This window comes from Pseudomonas sp. LBUM1657 (genome assembly GCF_059716075.1).
Genome location: NZ_CP166799.1, coordinates 4,491,119 through 4,507,590, shown reverse-complemented (window position 1 = coordinate 4,507,590; position 16,472 = coordinate 4,491,119). Strand labels below are relative to the sequence as shown.

Below are 16,472 nucleotides of genomic sequence, written 5' to 3'. Positions count from 1 at the left end.
CCCACATTTGATTTGTGTACGACGCAGATCAAGTGTGGGAGCGGGCTTGCTCGCGAATGGATCTAAAGAACGCCGCGAATTACAACTTGATCAACACCGACTTCAACTCGGTGTAATGCTCGATCGCCGCATACCCCATCTCACGTCCGACCCCGGACATTTTGTACCCGCCAAACGGCAGCGCCGGGTCGAGGGCGCTGTGGCAGTTGACCCATACCGAACCTGATTTGATCCGCGGAATCATCCGGTGCACGGCCGCCAGATCATTGGACCAAACGCTCGCCCCCAGCCCATAAGGACTGTCATTGGCCATGCGTAACGCATCGGCCTCGTCATCGAACGGAATCGCCACCAGCACCGGGCCGAAGATTTCCTCCTGTACCAGTGAATGCTTCTGATCGACATCGACGATCACTGTCGGTTTGACGAAGAAGCCTGGCCCGAACTGTTCGCCGCCGCAGGCGATCGTCGCGCCGCTTTCGCGGCCCATTTCGATGTAACGATAAACCCGCTCCTGCTGACGCGCGGAGATCAGCGGTCCCATCTCGACACTCGGGTCCAGGCCGTTACCCAGCTTCATAGCGTTGGCGATGTCGGCGATGTCCGCCACCACATTGTCGAAATGCTTGCGCTGCACATACAGTCTGGAGCCGGCGCAGCACACCTGGCCCTGATTGAAGAAAATCGCGCTGGCGGCACCCGCTGCGGCGGTTTTCAGGTCGGCGTCGGCCATAACGATGGTCGGCGATTTACCGCCCAGTTCCAGGGTCACGCGGGTCATCGAGTCCATGGCGATCTTGCCGATCTGCTTGCCCACGGCGGTGGAGCCGGTGAAGGTCAGTTTGTCGACCAACGGATTGTGGGTGAGCGCGGAGCCCGCGGTGATGCCAGTACCGGTGACCACGTTGAACACGCCCTCGGGGTAACCGGCTTCCAGCACCAGTTCGGCGAGTTTCAGCGCGGTCAACGGTGTTTCGTCGGCGGGTTTGAGTACCACGGTACAACCGGTGGCCAGGGCCGGGCCGAGTTTCCAGCACGCCAGCAGCAGCGGGAAGTTCCAGGCGACGATAGCACCGACCACGCCCACCGCTTCGCGGCGAATGAAACTGTGGAACTGATCGTTGGGCATCAACGGCATCGAGACCTCAACGCTGGAACCCTCGATTTTGGTCGCCCAGCCTGCCATGTAGCGCAGGAAGTCGATGGACAGTTGCACGTCCATGACCTGCGCCACCGCCGCGCTTTTGCCGTTGTTCAGGCATTCCAGTTGCGCCAGCAGTTCGGCGTCGCGCTCCATCAGGTCGGCGAGTTTCCACAACAGGTTCTGCCGCTCCCGGGAACGGGTGCGGGTCCAGGCCGAATCATCGAACGCCCGGCGGGCGGCGAGCACGGCGCGGTCGACATCTTCAGGGGTGGCCCGTGGCACCACGCACAGCACTTCGCCGGTGGCCGGGTTGTGCAGGGGCATGGTCTGGCCGTCGGCGGCTTCGACCCAGTCGCCGCCGATAAGCATGCGCGGGGCGCGCTGGATGAACGCTGACGTGGCGGGAAGCAAATAAGGGAGGGGCATTTGTCGAGACCTCTTGTTGTTCGTGAAACGTGGCTTTCTTAACGGCTGGCAATGGCTGTGCCAAGTATCCGGCAGGGTTGGATAGGCCTTGGTCCACGGGGTTTCGCATGATGCAAACGGATCATGGTAACTGCGTTTTTTTCGCAAATTGCGACAACTCTGAGACGACGAGCAACCGGGTTGCGACCTTGAGACACCGACTATTGAGGACTAGAATTTTCAGGCTCGGTGGGTGAAATGACGGACCATTCATCCGGCCACACATCTGGCGCAAGGGAGGTAACGATGTTCCTTTCAACCCTGGAAATTCAAAACATCATTGAGCACAGTTTTCTGCCGTCGGTCTGCACCTGCAGCATGGAGGCGGACCAGTCCATGACGATTCGGGTCTGTGATTGCATGACGGGGAAAGTGGATCTGGTGGCCACTCACGTTCCCGTGTGGACACTGGACAGTCCCCATGCGATTGCAGTGCTGATTGCAGAAATGCACCAAGAAATCAACGCGCACAAAGGTGTGCCCCCGACGTTTTCCAGCTAAACCGACGTCACGCCGCACCACGTGGGTGGTGCGGCCCGCGCCGACTGTTCAGGCTGCAAATTTTCGACAAATTTCTTCGAACGTGTTGCCATCCACGGCGGCCAAGAGTTTCCGGTCGTCCTTGAGCGTCGCCAGAAACGTCACCTCAGTCTCCTTGCCAGCCAGCATGAACCCGGCAATCGCACCAATGGGCCCCAACAGCATGGCCCCGGCGACGCCGAACCCGATGGCATCCTTGATGTTGTTGATCGAATCTTCGTTGGCCACATCCACGCGCTTGAACGATGAGAGCGGGAGGGTGATGCCGGGCCACGGATGAAGCGACGTTCTTAGGGTAAAAACGCCATCCCGATACTCTCCATCACCCTGCAGAAAGTCCCCGGCCAGGACAGTGATGCTTGCCATTGTTTTATCCCCTGATCGGCAATCGGTGAACAACCATTTCGCGCCTGCTGGCGAGGGGCGTCAATCGTTGGGCGATGAACTGTTCCGGCGAGGGCATCTATGCTGTCTCAGACTGCAACACCTGTCGCGATATTAGACGCGGGTGACCTCGTTCAAGCCTGGCCGAATGCAGCCAAATTAACGCAACTGCTTGATTCAAAAGCTTATCGGCAAGCTGGCACGCTCCGTGTATTGCTCACTGCAGACGTTTCTCTTGCCTCCGTCTGCGGTTCGCCGCCGGCGGCAGAAACCATAAAAACGATAAGCCACAAAAATAAGAAAGCACCGTGCGAGGTTCGACGTTGATGAAGAGAAAACTCCGATCAGGCCTGAGCGCCAGCCTGCTGGCCGTGGCCGCTTGCGTAGCGCTGCATTCGCCTTACAGCCTGGCAGCCCGTGATGCCCAGGCCATCCTCAAGGAAACCTGTCAGGGCTGCCACACCCCCGAAGCCGATAACGGCCTGAGCCGCATCAGCCATCAGCGTAAAACGCCGGAAGGCTGGTTGATGAGCATCGCCAGGATGCAGATCATGCACGGTTTGCAGATCAGCGATGACGACCGCCGCACCCTGGTCAAATACCTGGCCGACACCCAAGGCCTGGCGCCCAGCGAAACCGACGGTGTGCGTTATGCACTGGAGCGTCGGCTCAATACGGTCGAGAAGTTCGACGACCAGGTCAGCCAAATGTGCGGCCGCTGCCACTCCGGAGCGCGGGTCGCCCTGCAACGGCGTCCGGCCCAGGAGTGGGAGCGCCTGGTGAACTTCCACCTCGGCCAATGGCCGTCCCTGGAATACCAGGCCCTGTCTCGCGACCGCGACTGGTTCGATCTCGCTCGCAAAGAAATGGTGCCGCTGTTGGCCAAGCGTTATGCGCTGGACAACCCGGCCTGGAAAAAATGGCAGAGCACGGCACCGAAAGCCGATGCCCTGGTGGGGGACTGGAGCTTCAGCGGCCACTTGCCGGGTAAAGGCGAACTGGCCGGGGTGATGAGCGTCAGCGCCGATGGCAGCGATACCTTCAAGGTCAGCGTCAAAGGCCAATACGCCGACGGCAGCCCGTTCAACGGCGACGGCAGTGCGATTCTCTACACCGGCTACGAATGGCGCGGCAACGTGACCATCGATGGCGTGACCATGCGCCAGGTGTTCGCCGCCCAGGGCAACGCCATGCAAGGCCGGATGTTCGAGGCTGAGCACGACGAACGCGGCCTGGACTTCATCGCGGCGAAGCAGGGCAGCAGTCGCTTATTGGCGGTGCAACCCGGTTATCTGAAGGCTGGCAGCGAAACCGAAGTCACATTGATCGGCAGCGGTCTGCAAGGCAAACCGAACTTTGGTAAAGGCGTGGAAGTGGTCGAAGTGCTGGAACAAAGCCCAGAGCGCATGCGGGTCAAACTCAAGGCCGCGACCAATGCCCAACCGGGTGTGCGCACGGTGACCGTCGGCACGCTGAAAGGCCCGACACTTGCGGTCTACAGCAAGATCGCCGAAGTCAAAGTCGTGCCGGCGTTCTCGGTGGCGCGGGTGGGCGACGGCGGCGGTTCGACGCCGAAAGTCCAGGGCCGGTTCGATGCCGAAGCCTGGGGCAAGGGCGCCGATGGCAAGCCGTATCGCATCGGTGTGTTCCCGGCGCAATGGTCGGTTGAAGCCTTCGACGAGCGCGCCAAGGAAGACGAGGACGTCAAGTTCGCCGGCACCATGCAGGCTGACACCGGCGTGTTCACCCCAGGCGATGCCGGGCCGAACCCGCAGCGCAAAATGTCCACCAACAATGCCGGCAACCTGAAGGTCATCGCCGCGGTCGACGACGCAGGCAAAGCCCTGACCGGCGAAGGCCAGATGATCGTGACCGTGCAACGCTGGAACAATCCACCCATTCCATGAGTTGGCTGAACTCTTACCGCTTCAGACACTTTTCGGAATGACCGCAGGCCTCGTAAAACGGGGTTTGCACAGGAGGTTGCAATGGGCGCTATTTTGAATCTGGTCGAGCGGAACCTGCACGAAGTGCACGTCGATGCCGACCGCATGCTGTTTCACATCCCTAGCAGTTCGCTGTTCGCCAGCGATGAGCTGACGGGCACCATCATCGATACGTTGCGCGGTCCCGGCTGTTCGTCGGACGACTTGATCCAGCGTTTGGCCGCGCGCTTTAACGGCGAAGAAATCACCGAGACCCTGCGCGAGCTGATGGCCCTGGAACTGGTCAGCGACGGTTCACCGCTGACCCCGGACATCGGCACCAAACGCGTCGAGCGCACCGCGATCAATACCGTGGTGTTGAACGTCAACACCGGCTGCAATTTGAGCTGCACTTACTGCTACAAGGAAGACCTCGACAAACCGTCGGCCGGCAAGAAGATGGACGTCGAAACGGCGGTTGCGTCGGTGGAAATGCTGTTGCGCGAATCGCCTGATGAAGAACGCTTCACCGTGGTGTTTTTTGGCGGTGAGCCGCTGAGCAACCGCAAGCTGATCGAGTACATGGTCGACTATTGCGAGAAGCGTTTCCGCGAGGCGGGCAAGTTCGTCGAGTTCGTCATGACCACCAACGCCACGTTGCTCACGGAAGAGACAGTGGACTATCTCAATGCCCACCGTTTCGGGCTCTCGGTCAGCATTGACGGGCCAAAAACCGTGCACGACCGCAACCGCATCACCGTGGGCGGGCAGGGCACGTATGACGTGGTGCGGCGCAAGGCCGAGATGCTGCTGTCGCGCTACAACAGCCGTCCGGTGGGCGCGCGGGTGACCCTGACCACAGGCGTTACGGATGTTGAAACCATCTGGGATCACCTGTTCAACGAACTGGGTTTTGCCGAAGTCGGCTTCGCCCCGGTGACCTCCGGCGACATCAGCACCTTCAATCTGTCCAGCGACGAACTGATCGAAGTCTTCGCCAACATGAAGAAGCTCGGTCGGCGGTATCTGGAAGCAGCCCTGGAGCACCGCAACATCGGTTTTTCCAACCTGCACCAGTTGATCACTGACATCCACGAAGGCCACAAAAAAGCCCTGCCATGCGGTGCGGGCCTGAAGATGCTGGCGGTGGATCACAAGGGTGAATTGAACCTGTGCCACCGCTTTACCGGCTCGTCACTGCCGACCTTCGGCAACGTCCACAGCGGCGTGAAACAAGTGGAGTTGAACGACTTCCTGTCCCAGCGTCTGGACCGCACCAACACCGGCTGCGAAGACTGCCAGATCCGTAATCTCTGTTCCGGCGGCTGCTACCACGAAAGCTACGCCCGTTACGGCGACCCAACTCACCCGACCTATCACTACTGCGAACTGATGCGTGACTGGGTCGACTTCGGCATCGAGGTCTACACCCGGATCATGGCCCACAACCCTGCGTTTATCAGCTGCTACATCACTCCGCGCAAGGCTCACTGATATGAAACATCTCAAGGCAATCAATAACAAAGCGCTGAAACTCGATGAGGCCGCGGCCGAAAACCGTATCGAAGAAGTGGTGGCGATGAGTTCCGTCGCCGGCTGCGCGTCGACCACCGATCCAGGGTGGGAAATCGATGCGTTTGGCGGTGTGTCGTCGCTGTGCCAGCCGATGGAAGCCGACCTTTATGGCTGCTCCGACCCTTGCTGGTGGCCGGCCCAGGTGCCGGACATGATGAGCACCTACCCAGACTGGAACAAGGATGCCCAGGCGTCCAACGACAACTGGCGCAACCTCGGGACTGTCTTTCCAAAAGACAAATGACCGGATACGAAGAAGGATTCCAGCATGCCTAGCATCAACGCCTGCGGCCTGGCCGCGTTCGCCGTCCTGAGCGTGTGTTCGCTCACTGTTGTGGCCGATGAAAACACCGGTCTCCAAACCGGTCACGAGTACATGGTGACCACCAATTACCCGAACAACCTGCACATCATCGATTTGGCCACGGACACCTTGTTCAAGACGTGCAAGCTGCCCGACGCCTTCGGTCCCGGCACCGTCCAATTGTCACCGGATCGCAAGACTGCTTATGTGTTGAACAATCACTATGCGGATATCTACGGCGTCGAACTGGACAGCTGCAAACAGGTGTTCCATGCCAGCATCACGCAGAAGCCGGGGGAGAAAGCGAAGTCGATGTTCGCCTTCACCGTCAGCCACGACGGCAAGGAACTGTTCACCATCGCCAACCCGACGTTGATGCTCAACGATCGCTACGAAGTGCAGCAACCCCGGCTCGATGTGTACGCCACCGATGCCGGCCTGAACGCCAAACCGGTGCGCAGTTTCCCGGCGCCGCGGCAGCTGACCATCATGCAGAGTGGCGATGACGGCACGCTGTACGTGGCGGGGGCGGACGTCTACAAGGTCGATGTGAAAACCGGCAAGTTCGATGTGCTGATCCCCAGCCGTCACTGGAAACGCCCGAACTACAGCGCACCGGACGTGCTCTACGTGTGGAACCAACAGACGTATCGTCACGATTTTTCGCTGCTCTACACCGCCGCGAAATTCAAGGACAAGAAGCAGGACCCGGCCACTGCCGAGTACCTCTATGGGCTGTTCAGCGTCGACCTGAAAACCGGCAAGACCGAAACCACCGACTTCGGTCCGCTGACGGAAATTTACTTCAGCGGCATGCGCTCGCCCAAAGACCCGAACCTGATGTTCGGCGTGCTCAACCGTCTGGCCAAGTACGACATCAAGCAGAAAAAAATGCTCCAGGCAGCAACGCTTGATCACTCCTATTACTGCATTTCCTTCAACAAGGACGGCAGCAAGATCTACCTGGCCGGGACGTTCAACGATGTGGCGATCTTTGATCCCGAGAGCATGAAGCAGATTGGCAACATCAAGTTGCCGGGCGGGGATATGGCGATTACCACGGCGCAGATATTTACTCGGTAACTGTGGCGTCTGGGCGGACGCTTTCGCGAGCAAGCCCGCTCTCACATTTGATTTGTGTACGACGCAGATCAAGTGTGGGAGCGGGCTTGCTCGCGAACAGACCCTTTAAACAATCAAGACTTACTGGCCAGGCACCGGGCAACTCATATCCCCCTCCTGACACTTCAAATAATTCTTGAAAGTCTCAACCCGCGCCTTGGTCAGATCCGTTGTGCAGTTGCTGTAGATCAGCGGATAAACACTGCCGCCCTCCACCCCGGAGGCCGAGAACTTGCACTCGGCATCCCGGAACGCCACCCACGCTCGTTGTGCGCCGACCAGCAGTTTCTTGCTGTCGGGGTTGCCCTTCAAACGCGTGGTGATCTGCTGGTACAGCGCATTCAATTCCTTATCGACTGCCTTGTTCTGCTGCGCCGCACATTGATTCATCGTCGCCTGATCGGTGGCGTTGTCGCAGTCCACGGCATGGGCAGCGGTGGTGAACAGCAGCGGCGTCAGCGCCAGGAGAAAGCGTGGGTGCATAGGGGGCTCGCTGTAGACATGGAAAGTTGAGGTGCAGTGTAGCGAAGCAGTGTCAGCTTGCGGTGTGAGCAGTTGAAGCCCTGAGCAATCGGTCAGCGTAAGCCTCGATGTCTTCACGCCTGTGTATCTTCGTCAGCCAGCGCTCTGGAATGGCCTGCACGCCGTAATGAGCCCCGGCCAACTGACCGACGATGGCGGCGGTGGTGTCGGCGTCTTCGCCCAGGTTGGCAGCTTTCAGGATGGCGGTTTCGAAGCTGTCGGTGTGATGGAAGCACCACAAGGCCGCTTCCAGTGACGCAACGCAGTAACCGCTGCCACGGATTTCACGTTCAGGTTTGTCGAGGTAATCGCCTTTGGCGATGGCGGCAACTTTGGGTTCCAGGAATGTGGTGTTTGACACGTTGAGCACCTCCGCTTTGGGCGTGTCTTGCAACGCTTTATGGATCAGATCGGAAAACAACTGACAGCATTCGACCGCCTCCGGCGCGGCGTGAGTGGTGCGCGAGCTGTTTGCGGCAAACGTCCTGATCCGTTCGCGGTCGGGGAAGTAGTACAGGACCACCGGTACCAACCGCATCAACGAGCCGTTACCAGCCGTATAAGGATCGCTGGACCCCGCAAAGGGTTCGCCGGTTTTTTGATAACGGGTCAGGGCATCGCTCACGGTCATGCCAATGTCGAAGCATTCGCCGGTTGAGCTCAGATAACCCCATTGCCACCAATCGAGGTAGCGGCCCATCTGGTCAGCAGCATCGAAGCCGTTTTGAGTCAGCAGACTTTCCGCCAGGCACAGTGCCATCGAGGTGTCATCGGTCCATTGCCCCGACTTCAGGTTGAAGGGGCCACCGCCAATCATGTCGGTCAAGGGCTCGAACGAACCCCTTGGCTGGAACTCGACGCTGGTGCCCACGGCATCGCCGCAGGCCAGGCCCAGCATAGCTCCGCGATAACGTTCCGAGAGTGAAGGCTGCATGAGTCGTCCTTGTCTTAAGTCAATTTCGCTGTAAACGTTAGCAGCTTCGGGCACTGGCTTTTGTCGTTAAGCCAGAACTTACGGTTGCAAATGCAGCCGAATATTTCAGACAGGGTTGATTGCACAGCCCGATTGATACAACTTTAGGGTTGGTCTTGTGGTCTTACTGGCCTACTGTTCAATACGGGAGGTGACTTATGAATCCAGCATCAGATCGCATCGAAAGGAAGATCCTGCTCAAGGCGCCGCGCTCGCACGTGTGGCGCGTGCTGGCCAATGCCGAAGCGTTTGGGCAATGGTTTGGCGTGGCGCTGGAGGGCAAGCGTTTTGTCGCCGGCGAGTGGACTCAGGGGCAGGTCACATACTCCGGTTATGAGCACGTATTGTGGAATGTGCTGGTGGAACGGGTCGAGCCGGAGCGGGTATTTTCGTTTCGCTGGCACCCGTATGCAGTGGAACCCGAAATCGATTACACCCAAGAGCCCACCACGCTGGTCAAGTTCGAGCTCGAAGACATGGATGAAGGCACGTTGCTCAAGGTCTCCGAATCCGGTTTCGATCACATTCCCCAGTCGCGTCGTCTCAAGGCGTTTCGGATGGACAGTCGGGGCTGGGATGAGCAGATGGGCAATATCGAAGAGTTTCTGAAAACCAGCGCCAAGGAGCGTGAGCGTCAGGCAGATTGATAGCAGCGTGTTCGATGCCTGGTTGAAACGCTGGGCCCTGGTGCCGGATGGTGATCCGATCATCACGCCCGGCAGTCGTTTACTGCCGGTACGGATGGGTGATGTGCCGGCCATGTTGAAGATCGCTATCGATGCCGAGGAAAAATTCGGCAATCTGTTGATGACCTGGTGGGACGGCGAGGGCGCTGCCCGGGTTTTCGCCCATCACGGTAACGGGTTGTTGATCGAGCGTGCCATGGGCCAGCGATCGCTGATGCACATGGCGCTCAACGGTCAGGATGACGAAGCCAGCCGGATCCTGTGTGCGGCTCTGGCGCGACTGCATGCTCCACGTCTTTCACCGCCGCCCCCGCTGGTTCCATTGGCCTCCTGGTTCGAGGCGTTGCATCTGGCGGCTGGACAGCAGGGTGGCCCTTATTCCCGCAGCCTTGCCACTGCCGAAGCCTTATTGGCCGAACCGCAGGACGTGGTGGTGCTGCACGGCGATATGCATCACGACAATGTTCTGGACTTCGGCCCGCGAGGCTGGCTGGCCATCGATCCCAAACGGGTGATTGGCGAGCGCGGTTTCGATTACGCCAACCTGATCTGTAATCCCGAATTGCCTACGGCGTCGGACCCGGGACGCTTCCAGCGGCAAGTCGAGGTGGTGGCTGACGCCGCCGGGCTTGAACGTCGGCGATTGCTGCAATGGGTGCTGGCGTTTGCCGGATTGTCTGCAGCCTGGTTTCTTGAGGATGGCGATACCCTTGCGGCCGAAGGTCAGCTGCAGGTCGCGGATCTCGCGGCTTCCAGGCTGGGTGCCGGATAGGTCTAAGGGTTTTCGGAAGGGCGACTATAGCGAATGTCTTACACGCAATGGTAACTATGTCGCCTATTGCAGATTGGATCCGATGCGTAATCTAGCTTCATCAACTGAAGCACAGGAAGTGCTCAGGATCATGGATGATCGACCATAAGCAAGGAATCGCTGCCGACAGGGAGTCGTAATGGTCTTGGGAAAAACCCGCTTCGGCGGGTTTTTTTTCGTCTGCGGAAAATGTCAGTCATCATCCTGTGGGAGCGGGCTTGCTCGCGAAAGCGGTGTGTCATTCAACAGAGGCGTTGAATGTGCTGGCCCCTTCGCGAGCAAGCCCGCTCCCACAATTGACCGAGTATCGATGTGCTCTGATGGTCAATGGCTTACACCAGAGCGCTGGTATGTCCTCTGTTTACCCTTGGCCGATGCGCTTATTCTGGATCCATCAACTGAGCTGCAGGATGCACTCAGGATCACGGATGATCGACCATTGGCCAGGATGGCTGCCGACAGGATGTCGAAAATGGTCTTGAGAAACCCGCTTAGGCGGGTTTTTTTATGCCTGAGATAAAAGCCCGATCAAAAAATGCCCGGCACATTGGCCGGGCACGGCTGCGAGAGCGTTGTCTCTCGCAGCCTTTCTTTTCACTGAAGGAGGAGCTTCGCCGCCGCTCGTTCGGTGATTTCCGACCGCAATTTCAACGAACCGGCGGCACGATTGCGGGCTTCCTCCAATACGCTCACCGGAGCGGTTTCCGGGCAACCCGAAGCAAACGGTGGCGCCGGCGCGTATTCCAGTTGCAATTGCACCAGCTCTGCCGTGTCCTTATCGAACAACTCCGCGGCCAGGGTCAGGGCAAAATCAATCCCTGCGGTGATCCCACCGCCGGTCAGCAGATTGCCATCGCGTACCACGCGATCGTTCACCGGGATCGCCCCCAGCGGCGCGAGCAATTCGTGATAAGCCCAGTGGGTGGTGGCGCGTTTACCCTTCAATAAACCTGCCGCACCGAGCACCAGCGCGCCGGTGCAGACCGACGTGACATAACGCGCGTTCACGGCCTGAGCCTTGATGAAGGCCAGCGTCTCGTCATCCTCCATCAACGGCCCGACGCCGCTGCCGCCGGGAATGCAGATCACATCCAGCGGCGGGCAATCGTCGAACGTGGTGGTCGGTTTCAGCACCAGACCGGTGCTCGCGGTGACCGGCACCAGGTCCTTCCAGATCAAATGCACCTTCACGTCCGGCAGCGAGGCGAGCACGTCGTAAGGGCCGGTCAAGTCCAGTTGCTGAACCTGTGGGAACAACAGAAAACCGATCTGCAGCGTCATGGTGTTTTCTCATGAGTAGGTGGACGACTTCACTCTAGGCCCGTAGGATCTGGCGCATACGCCAATAACCCCACGAATTACGCCAATCATGCCGAAAACCATTCACGTGCTCGCCTTTGCCAACGTGCAACTGCTCGACGTCACCGGGCCATTGCAGGTGTTTGCCTCGGCCAATGACATCGCACGCCAGCAAGACTTGCCACCGCCTTATGCACCCTCGGTGATTGCCAGTGGCGGCGGGGCGGTCATGTCGTCGGCGGGGTTGGCACTGTTGGCCGAACCCTTGCCCAAGCAGGGCAGCGACACCTTGATCATCGCCGGTGGCTGGGGTGTTTATGCGGCGGCGGAGGACGAGTCGCTGGTGGCTTGGGTGCGTGAACACGCCTCCGGATGCCGGCGAGTGTCGTCGGTGTGCACCGGGGCGTTTTTGCTGGCGGCCAGCGGTTGGCTCGATGGCCGCCGCGTTGTCACCCACTGGACCCGCTGCGAGCAGTTGGCGCAGCAGCATCCGCGATTACGGGTCGAACCCAATCCGATCTTCATCAACGACGGCCCGGTCTGGACCTCGGCCGGAGTGACCGCCGGCATCGACCTGGCGTTGGCCATGGTTGAGGAAGACCTCGGTCGGACGATGGCTCTGGAAGTCGCTCGGCAACTGGTGGTGTTTCTCAAACGACCGGGAGGGCAGTCACAGTTCAGCGTCACCCTGTCATTGCAGAAGGAAGGCAACCGGTTCGACGAACTTCACGCCTGGATCAGCGAGAACCTCACCATGGATTTGGGTATTCCGACCCTGGCCCTGCAGGCCGGTATGAGTGAACGCAGCTTCGTGCGTCACTACCGCGCCGACACCGGCCAGACGCCGGCCCGGGCCATCGAACTGATCCGGGTCGAGACGGCGCGGCGGTTGCTCAGTGATACCTGTGTGCCGATCAAACGGGTGGCGGTGCAATGTGGTTTTGGCAGTGAAGAGACGCTTCGGCGCAGTTTTCTACGGGCCATGGGCGTGACGCCGCAAGCCTATCGCGAGCGGTTTTCCGTCAGCCCTCCAGCAGATCCAGTAGAGCCTTGATGGTCGCGTCGGGAGCTTCTTCGGGAATGTTATGCCCGACACCCGCCAATACTCGGCGCTCGTACCTCCCGGTGAAATGCTCGGCGTCCTCGTCGACTTCCGGCGCCGGTCCGTCCATTTGACTCTCCAGATTGGGCGGTTTTGGCCTGCTTCTCAGACTTCGGTTTCCGCCACCTGATTGAAGTACTTCGACCGATCCGGCGTAAACGTCACCACCATCCTGGTTCGCGAGCAGGTCAACGCCCGTTCTTCACCCAGATCAATATCCAGATCCTCCCCGCGCAACCCCTGCCACTGGGCGAGGTATTTGAGGGAGCCGTATTTTTCGAGTTTCTTCAGGCTGCGGGCGACGCCGCCTTTCCAGCCCAGCACCGGGAGTTCTCCGGCGAGGCATTGTTGGGCGAGGTCGGGGAAGCGGGCGGCGCGCTGGCGGCCGATTTCCCAGCATTTGATCAGGCCTTTGTCCTGGGCTTCCCACAATTGGTCGCGGTTCAGGCCGGATCGGAGTGGCGTGTCGATGCTGCGGTGGATGCGCTGGGTCATTCTGGTTCCTTGAATTCGGGTTTTGTTGGACAGCTCCGCTGTACCCGTTGAGTGTCGATGGTAGGGGGGGATGTAACGAGTGGCAACAAACGTTTTCGGGCTGTAGGAACGCCGTACTTCGTGGCGATTGGGCAGGTTTGTTTAGTGGTTGTAGGAGCCTGGCTTGTACCGGTCACCGATTCTTTCGGCGGTATTCAGTCAATCTGGTGTTGTGACTGATGGCCCCTTCGCGAGCAAGCCCGCTCCCACATTGGAACTGCGCGCTCAAGGCTGCCAATAATTCTTCTCCCCACTCAATTTCCGGTCGAGAAAACTCGCCGCGCTGATCAGCGCCAGGTGTGTCAGCGCTTGCGGGGTATTGCCCAGATGTCGCGCATGGCTGTCGAATTCTTCGGCGTACAAACCCAGCGGGTTGGCGTACCTCAGCAGTTGTTCAAACTCCAGATGCGCCTTTTCCACCTGGCCGGCACGGGCCAGGCATTCGACGTACCAGAACGAACACGCGGCGAACGCGCCTTCGGTGCCGGCCAGGCCGTCGATCTGGTTTTCTTCATTGCGATAGCGGTAGACCATGCCGTCGCGCACCAGGGTTTTCTGGATGGCTTCCAGGGTCGAGAGCCAGCGCGGGTCCTTGGCGCTGACGAAGCGCACCAATGGCATCAGCAGCATCGAGCCATCGAGCGCCGTGCCACCCTTGTACTGCACGAAATGGCCACGTTCTTCGTTCCAGAAGTTGTTCCAGATGTCGGCGTAGATCGCCTGGCGCGTCTGGTCCCAGCGGGCGAACGGGGCCGGCAGGGAGCGTTTGGAGGCCAGGCGAATGGCCCGATCAAGGGCGACCCAGCACATCAGTCGCGAATGCAGGAAGTGATGCTGTTCGCCGCGCATTTCCCAGATGCCGACGTCCGTTCGTTCCCAGGTTTCACAGACCTGATCGACCACTTCCACGGCGTGTTTCCAGCCTTCGTGGGAGATGGCTTCGCCGTATTTGTTGACCAGGTACACCGCGTCCATCAGCTCGCCAAAAATGTCGAGCTGGACCTGGTCGTAGGCCTGATTGCCGATGCGCACCGGGGTCGCACCGCCATGACCGGACAGGTGCGGGAGTTCGGTTTCCGGCAGTTCCTGGCGACCGTCGATGGCATAGAGAATGTTGAGCTTCATCGGTTTACCGCAGCAATCGCTGACCCGTCCGCGCAACCAGCGCATGTAGGCGTTGGCTTCTTCAACGAACCCCAGGCGCATAAAGGCGTAGACGGTGAACGAGGCGTCGCGGATCCAGGTGTAGCGGTAATCCCAGTTGCGCTCGCCGCCGGGTGTTTCCGGCAGGCCGAAGGTCGCGGCGGCGAGGATCGCGCCGTGTTTGCGCGAGGTCAACAGCTTCAGGGCCAGGGCTGAGCGGCTGACCATTTCCCGCCAGCGACCGCGGTAGTTGGATTGGCCGATCCAGTCGCGCCAGTACTTCAGCGTGCGTTCCAGGCACATCGAGGCACCGCCTTCCTTGAAGCGTGGATCGTCGATGCCGCCGAGCAGGAATTCGGCGCTCTGGTCCTGTTCGAGGGTGAATTCGGCAACGGCCGCGTGGGAGTCGATACGCAAGGGTTGATCCGAACACAGCCGCAGGGACAGTTGATCGGCGGCGTCGAAGATCACGTCTTTTTCATCCATGCGCGCACGGGTCTTGGCGCGTGCGTAGTCATGGCGCACGGCGCAGCGCATGTGGAACGTCGCCTGGCCGCTGACCACCCGCACTCGCCGCATCAGCACCGGCAGGTCGTCCTCGCTGTCACCGATGGGCAGCAGGTCGGTGACTTCGACCACCGCGTGCTCGCTGAGCCAGCGGGTTTGCAGGACGTTGGTGTCTGGCAGGTAGATCTGCTCGCGGCGGGCGTCGGGCAGGTCCGGCGACAGTTGGAAAATGCCGGCGTCGGGCGTGTCCAGCAGCGAGCAGAAGATCGACGGGCTGTCGAATTCCGGCCAGCAGAAAAAGTCCACGCTGCCCTTGTCGTTGACCAGTGCCGCACTGCGCATGTCGCCGATGATGCCGTGGGCATCGATGGCGCTTTGTCGTTCGGGGTGATGATCAGCCATTGCCACGGAACTCCGGATAGAGGCTCATGCCGCCGTCAATGAACAGGGTCGTGCCGACGATGTAGTCGGACGCATCGGACGCGAGAAAGACCACCGCGTTGGCAACATCCTCGACATCGCCAACCCGGCCGTATGGGATCAGTTTGAGCAATGTTTGCTCGCCGGCGTCACGGTTGATCGCCGTGCGGATTGCCCCCGGCGCGACACCGTTGATGCGGATGCGCTGGTGGCTGACTTCCTGGGCGAGGGTTTGCATCAGCAGGTCCACGCCGCCCTTGGACGCGGCGTAATTGACATGGCCGGCCCAGGGAATGCGCTGGTGCACCGAACTCATGTGGATGATCTTGCCGGCGGCCCGCGAGACGCCTTCGCGAATGCCTTGTTGGTTGAAAATCCGCAGGGCGGCGCGGGCACAGAGGAACTGGCCGGTAAGGTTGACACCAATCACCTGGTTCCAGTCGGCGAGGCTCATGTCCGCGGCCGGGGCATCTTTTTGCATCCCGGAATTGGCCACCAGAATGTCCAGGGCACCGAAGGCTTCGAGGGTTTGGGCGAAGAGTCGTTCGACGTCGTCTTCTTTGGAGACATCGGCACCGATCGCGATGGCCTGGCCGCCTCCGGCGTTGATCTGCCGGGCCAGTTCTTCGGCGGGAGCAGCCTGGGAATGGTAGTTGATCACCACGGCGGCCCCGGCATCGGCCAGAGCCTTGGCCACACCGGCACCGATGCCGGAACTGGCGCCGGTGATCAGGGCGACTTGTTGCTCGAGGGAAAGCTGCATGAACGTCAGCGCCTTGAGTGGAGGGCTTAACTAGCTGACTGACGGGTGCTGGCGAGAGTTCACGTCGAACCATGAAAGTTTCGTCATCTGATCGTTCCGGTCTCTTCGCGAGCAAGCCCGTTCCCACATTGGAACCGTGTTTACAGGGCAAATGTGGGAGCGGGCTTGCTCGCGAAGGGGTCTTCACATTCAACCAACAATTAGCGGCTTTCCCCTCCATCAGCCTTTGTGGCAACTTGCAGGCCCTTGTCGA

The 16,472-nt window shown here is 59.8% G+C and carries 16 protein-coding genes and 1 pseudogene; 8 read left to right on the top strand and 9 right to left on the bottom strand.

Features of this window, described 5'->3' with window-relative positions:
- Positions 1-79: 79 nt before the first annotated feature.
- On the bottom strand, positions 80-1,570 hold the full coding sequence (locus ACA055_RS20760; protein ID WP_497680350.1) for an aldehyde dehydrogenase family protein: 1,491 nt from the start codon (positions 1,568-1,570) through the stop codon (positions 80-82).
- 285 nt (positions 1,571-1,855) lie between these two features.
- Between ACA055_RS20760 and ACA055_RS20755 the strand changes: the two genes are divergently transcribed.
- Positions 1,856-2,110, top strand: coding sequence for a DUF1652 domain-containing protein (locus ACA055_RS20755; RefSeq protein WP_497680349.1), 255 nt, complete (start codon positions 1,856-1,858; stop codon positions 2,108-2,110).
- 48 nt (positions 2,111-2,158) lie between these two features.
- On the opposite strand, the gene ACA055_RS20750 is transcribed toward ACA055_RS20755, so the two are convergent.
- Entirely contained in the window at positions 2,159-2,515 is a 357-nt protein-coding gene (locus ACA055_RS20750; RefSeq protein WP_497680348.1) for a hypothetical protein, read from the bottom strand.
- Positions 2,516-2,859: 344 nt separating this feature from the next.
- On the opposite strand from ACA055_RS20750, the gene peaA reads away from it, so the two are divergent.
- The 4 genes from peaA to peaD all read left to right on the top strand — a co-directional run bounded on the left by peaA (position 2,860) and on the right by peaD (position 7,420).
- Positions 2,860-4,440, top strand: a complete 1,581-nt coding sequence (gene peaA / locus ACA055_RS20745) for a quinohemoprotein amine dehydrogenase subunit alpha (protein WP_497680347.1) — start codon at positions 2,860-2,862, stop codon at positions 4,438-4,440.
- An 81-nt stretch (positions 4,441-4,521) separates the two neighbouring features.
- Positions 4,522-5,952 (top strand): quinohemoprotein amine dehydrogenase maturation protein, encoded by a 1,431-nt coding sequence (gene peaB / locus ACA055_RS20740; RefSeq protein ID WP_497680346.1) that lies wholly within the window; start codon positions 4,522-4,524, stop codon positions 5,950-5,952.
- Position 5,953: 1 nt separating this feature from the next.
- Positions 5,954-6,277 (top strand): quinohemoprotein amine dehydrogenase subunit gamma, encoded by a 324-nt coding sequence (qhpC, locus tag ACA055_RS20735; protein ID WP_008027961.1) that lies wholly within the window; start codon positions 5,954-5,956, stop codon positions 6,275-6,277.
- A gap of 24 nt (positions 6,278-6,301) precedes the next feature.
- Positions 6,302-7,420, top strand: a complete 1,119-nt coding sequence (peaD, locus tag ACA055_RS20730; protein WP_497680345.1) for a quinohemoprotein amine dehydrogenase subunit beta — start codon at positions 6,302-6,304, stop codon at positions 7,418-7,420.
- Positions 7,421-7,540: 120 nt separating this feature from the next.
- Here peaD and ACA055_RS20725 read toward each other — a convergent pair whose 3' ends face one another.
- Together ACA055_RS20725 and ACA055_RS20720 are read right to left on the bottom strand one after the other, a co-directional pair.
- Positions 7,541-7,942: a lysozyme inhibitor LprI family protein gene (locus ACA055_RS20725; RefSeq protein ID WP_497680344.1), complete on the bottom strand. Its 402-nt coding sequence runs from the start codon at positions 7,940-7,942 to the stop codon at positions 7,541-7,543.
- 52 nt (positions 7,943-7,994) lie between these two features.
- Complete coding sequence (locus ACA055_RS20720) at positions 7,995-8,915, bottom strand: ADP-ribosylglycohydrolase family protein (RefSeq protein ID WP_497680343.1); 921 nt, start codon at positions 8,913-8,915, stop codon at positions 7,995-7,997.
- Between the two features lie 197 nt (positions 8,916-9,112).
- Here ACA055_RS20720 and ACA055_RS20715 point away from each other — a divergent pair, with 197 nt between their 5' ends.
- Positions 9,113-9,601: an SRPBCC family protein gene (locus ACA055_RS20715; protein ID WP_497680342.1), complete on the top strand. Its 489-nt coding sequence runs from the start codon at positions 9,113-9,115 to the stop codon at positions 9,599-9,601.
- Positions 9,602-9,608: 7 nt separating this feature from the next.
- Positions 9,609-10,412 (top strand): aminoglycoside phosphotransferase family protein, encoded by an 804-nt coding sequence (locus tag ACA055_RS20710; RefSeq protein WP_497680341.1) that lies wholly within the window; start codon positions 9,609-9,611, stop codon positions 10,410-10,412.
- A 633-nt stretch (positions 10,413-11,045) separates the two neighbouring features.
- Here the strand turns inward: ACA055_RS20710 and inhA are convergent.
- Positions 11,046-11,732, bottom strand: a complete 687-nt coding sequence (gene inhA / locus ACA055_RS20705) for an isonitrile hydratase (protein WP_497680340.1) — start codon at positions 11,730-11,732, stop codon at positions 11,046-11,048.
- Between the two features lie 88 nt (positions 11,733-11,820).
- On the opposite strand from inhA, the gene ACA055_RS20700 reads away from it, so the two are divergent.
- Positions 11,821-12,804, top strand: coding sequence for a GlxA family transcriptional regulator (locus tag ACA055_RS20700; protein ID WP_497680339.1), 984 nt, complete (start codon positions 11,821-11,823; stop codon positions 12,802-12,804).
- Here ACA055_RS20700 and ACA055_RS20695 read toward each other — a convergent pair.
- The 4 genes and pseudogenes from ACA055_RS20695 to ACA055_RS20680 all read right to left on the bottom strand — a co-directional run.
- Positions 12,773-12,916 (bottom strand): annotated as a pseudogene (locus ACA055_RS20695) (alpha/beta hydrolase); the annotation flags it as partial. The gene ACA055_RS20700 and the pseudogene ACA055_RS20695 sit on opposite strands and share 32 nt — an antisense overlap.
- Positions 12,917-12,957: 41 nt before the next feature.
- Complete coding sequence (locus tag ACA055_RS20690; RefSeq protein WP_497680338.1) at positions 12,958-13,347, bottom strand: hypothetical protein; 390 nt, start codon at positions 13,345-13,347, stop codon at positions 12,958-12,960.
- A gap of 264 nt (positions 13,348-13,611) precedes the next feature.
- Positions 13,612-15,438, bottom strand: coding sequence for a glycoside hydrolase family 15 protein (locus tag ACA055_RS20685; protein ID WP_497680337.1), 1,827 nt, complete (start codon positions 15,436-15,438; stop codon positions 13,612-13,614).
- Positions 15,431-16,219, bottom strand: coding sequence for an SDR family oxidoreductase (locus ACA055_RS20680; RefSeq protein WP_497680336.1), 789 nt, complete (start codon positions 16,217-16,219; stop codon positions 15,431-15,433). Before ACA055_RS20680 ends, ACA055_RS20685 begins: the two co-directional genes overlap by 8 nt.
- Positions 16,220-16,472 lie beyond the last annotated feature (253 nt).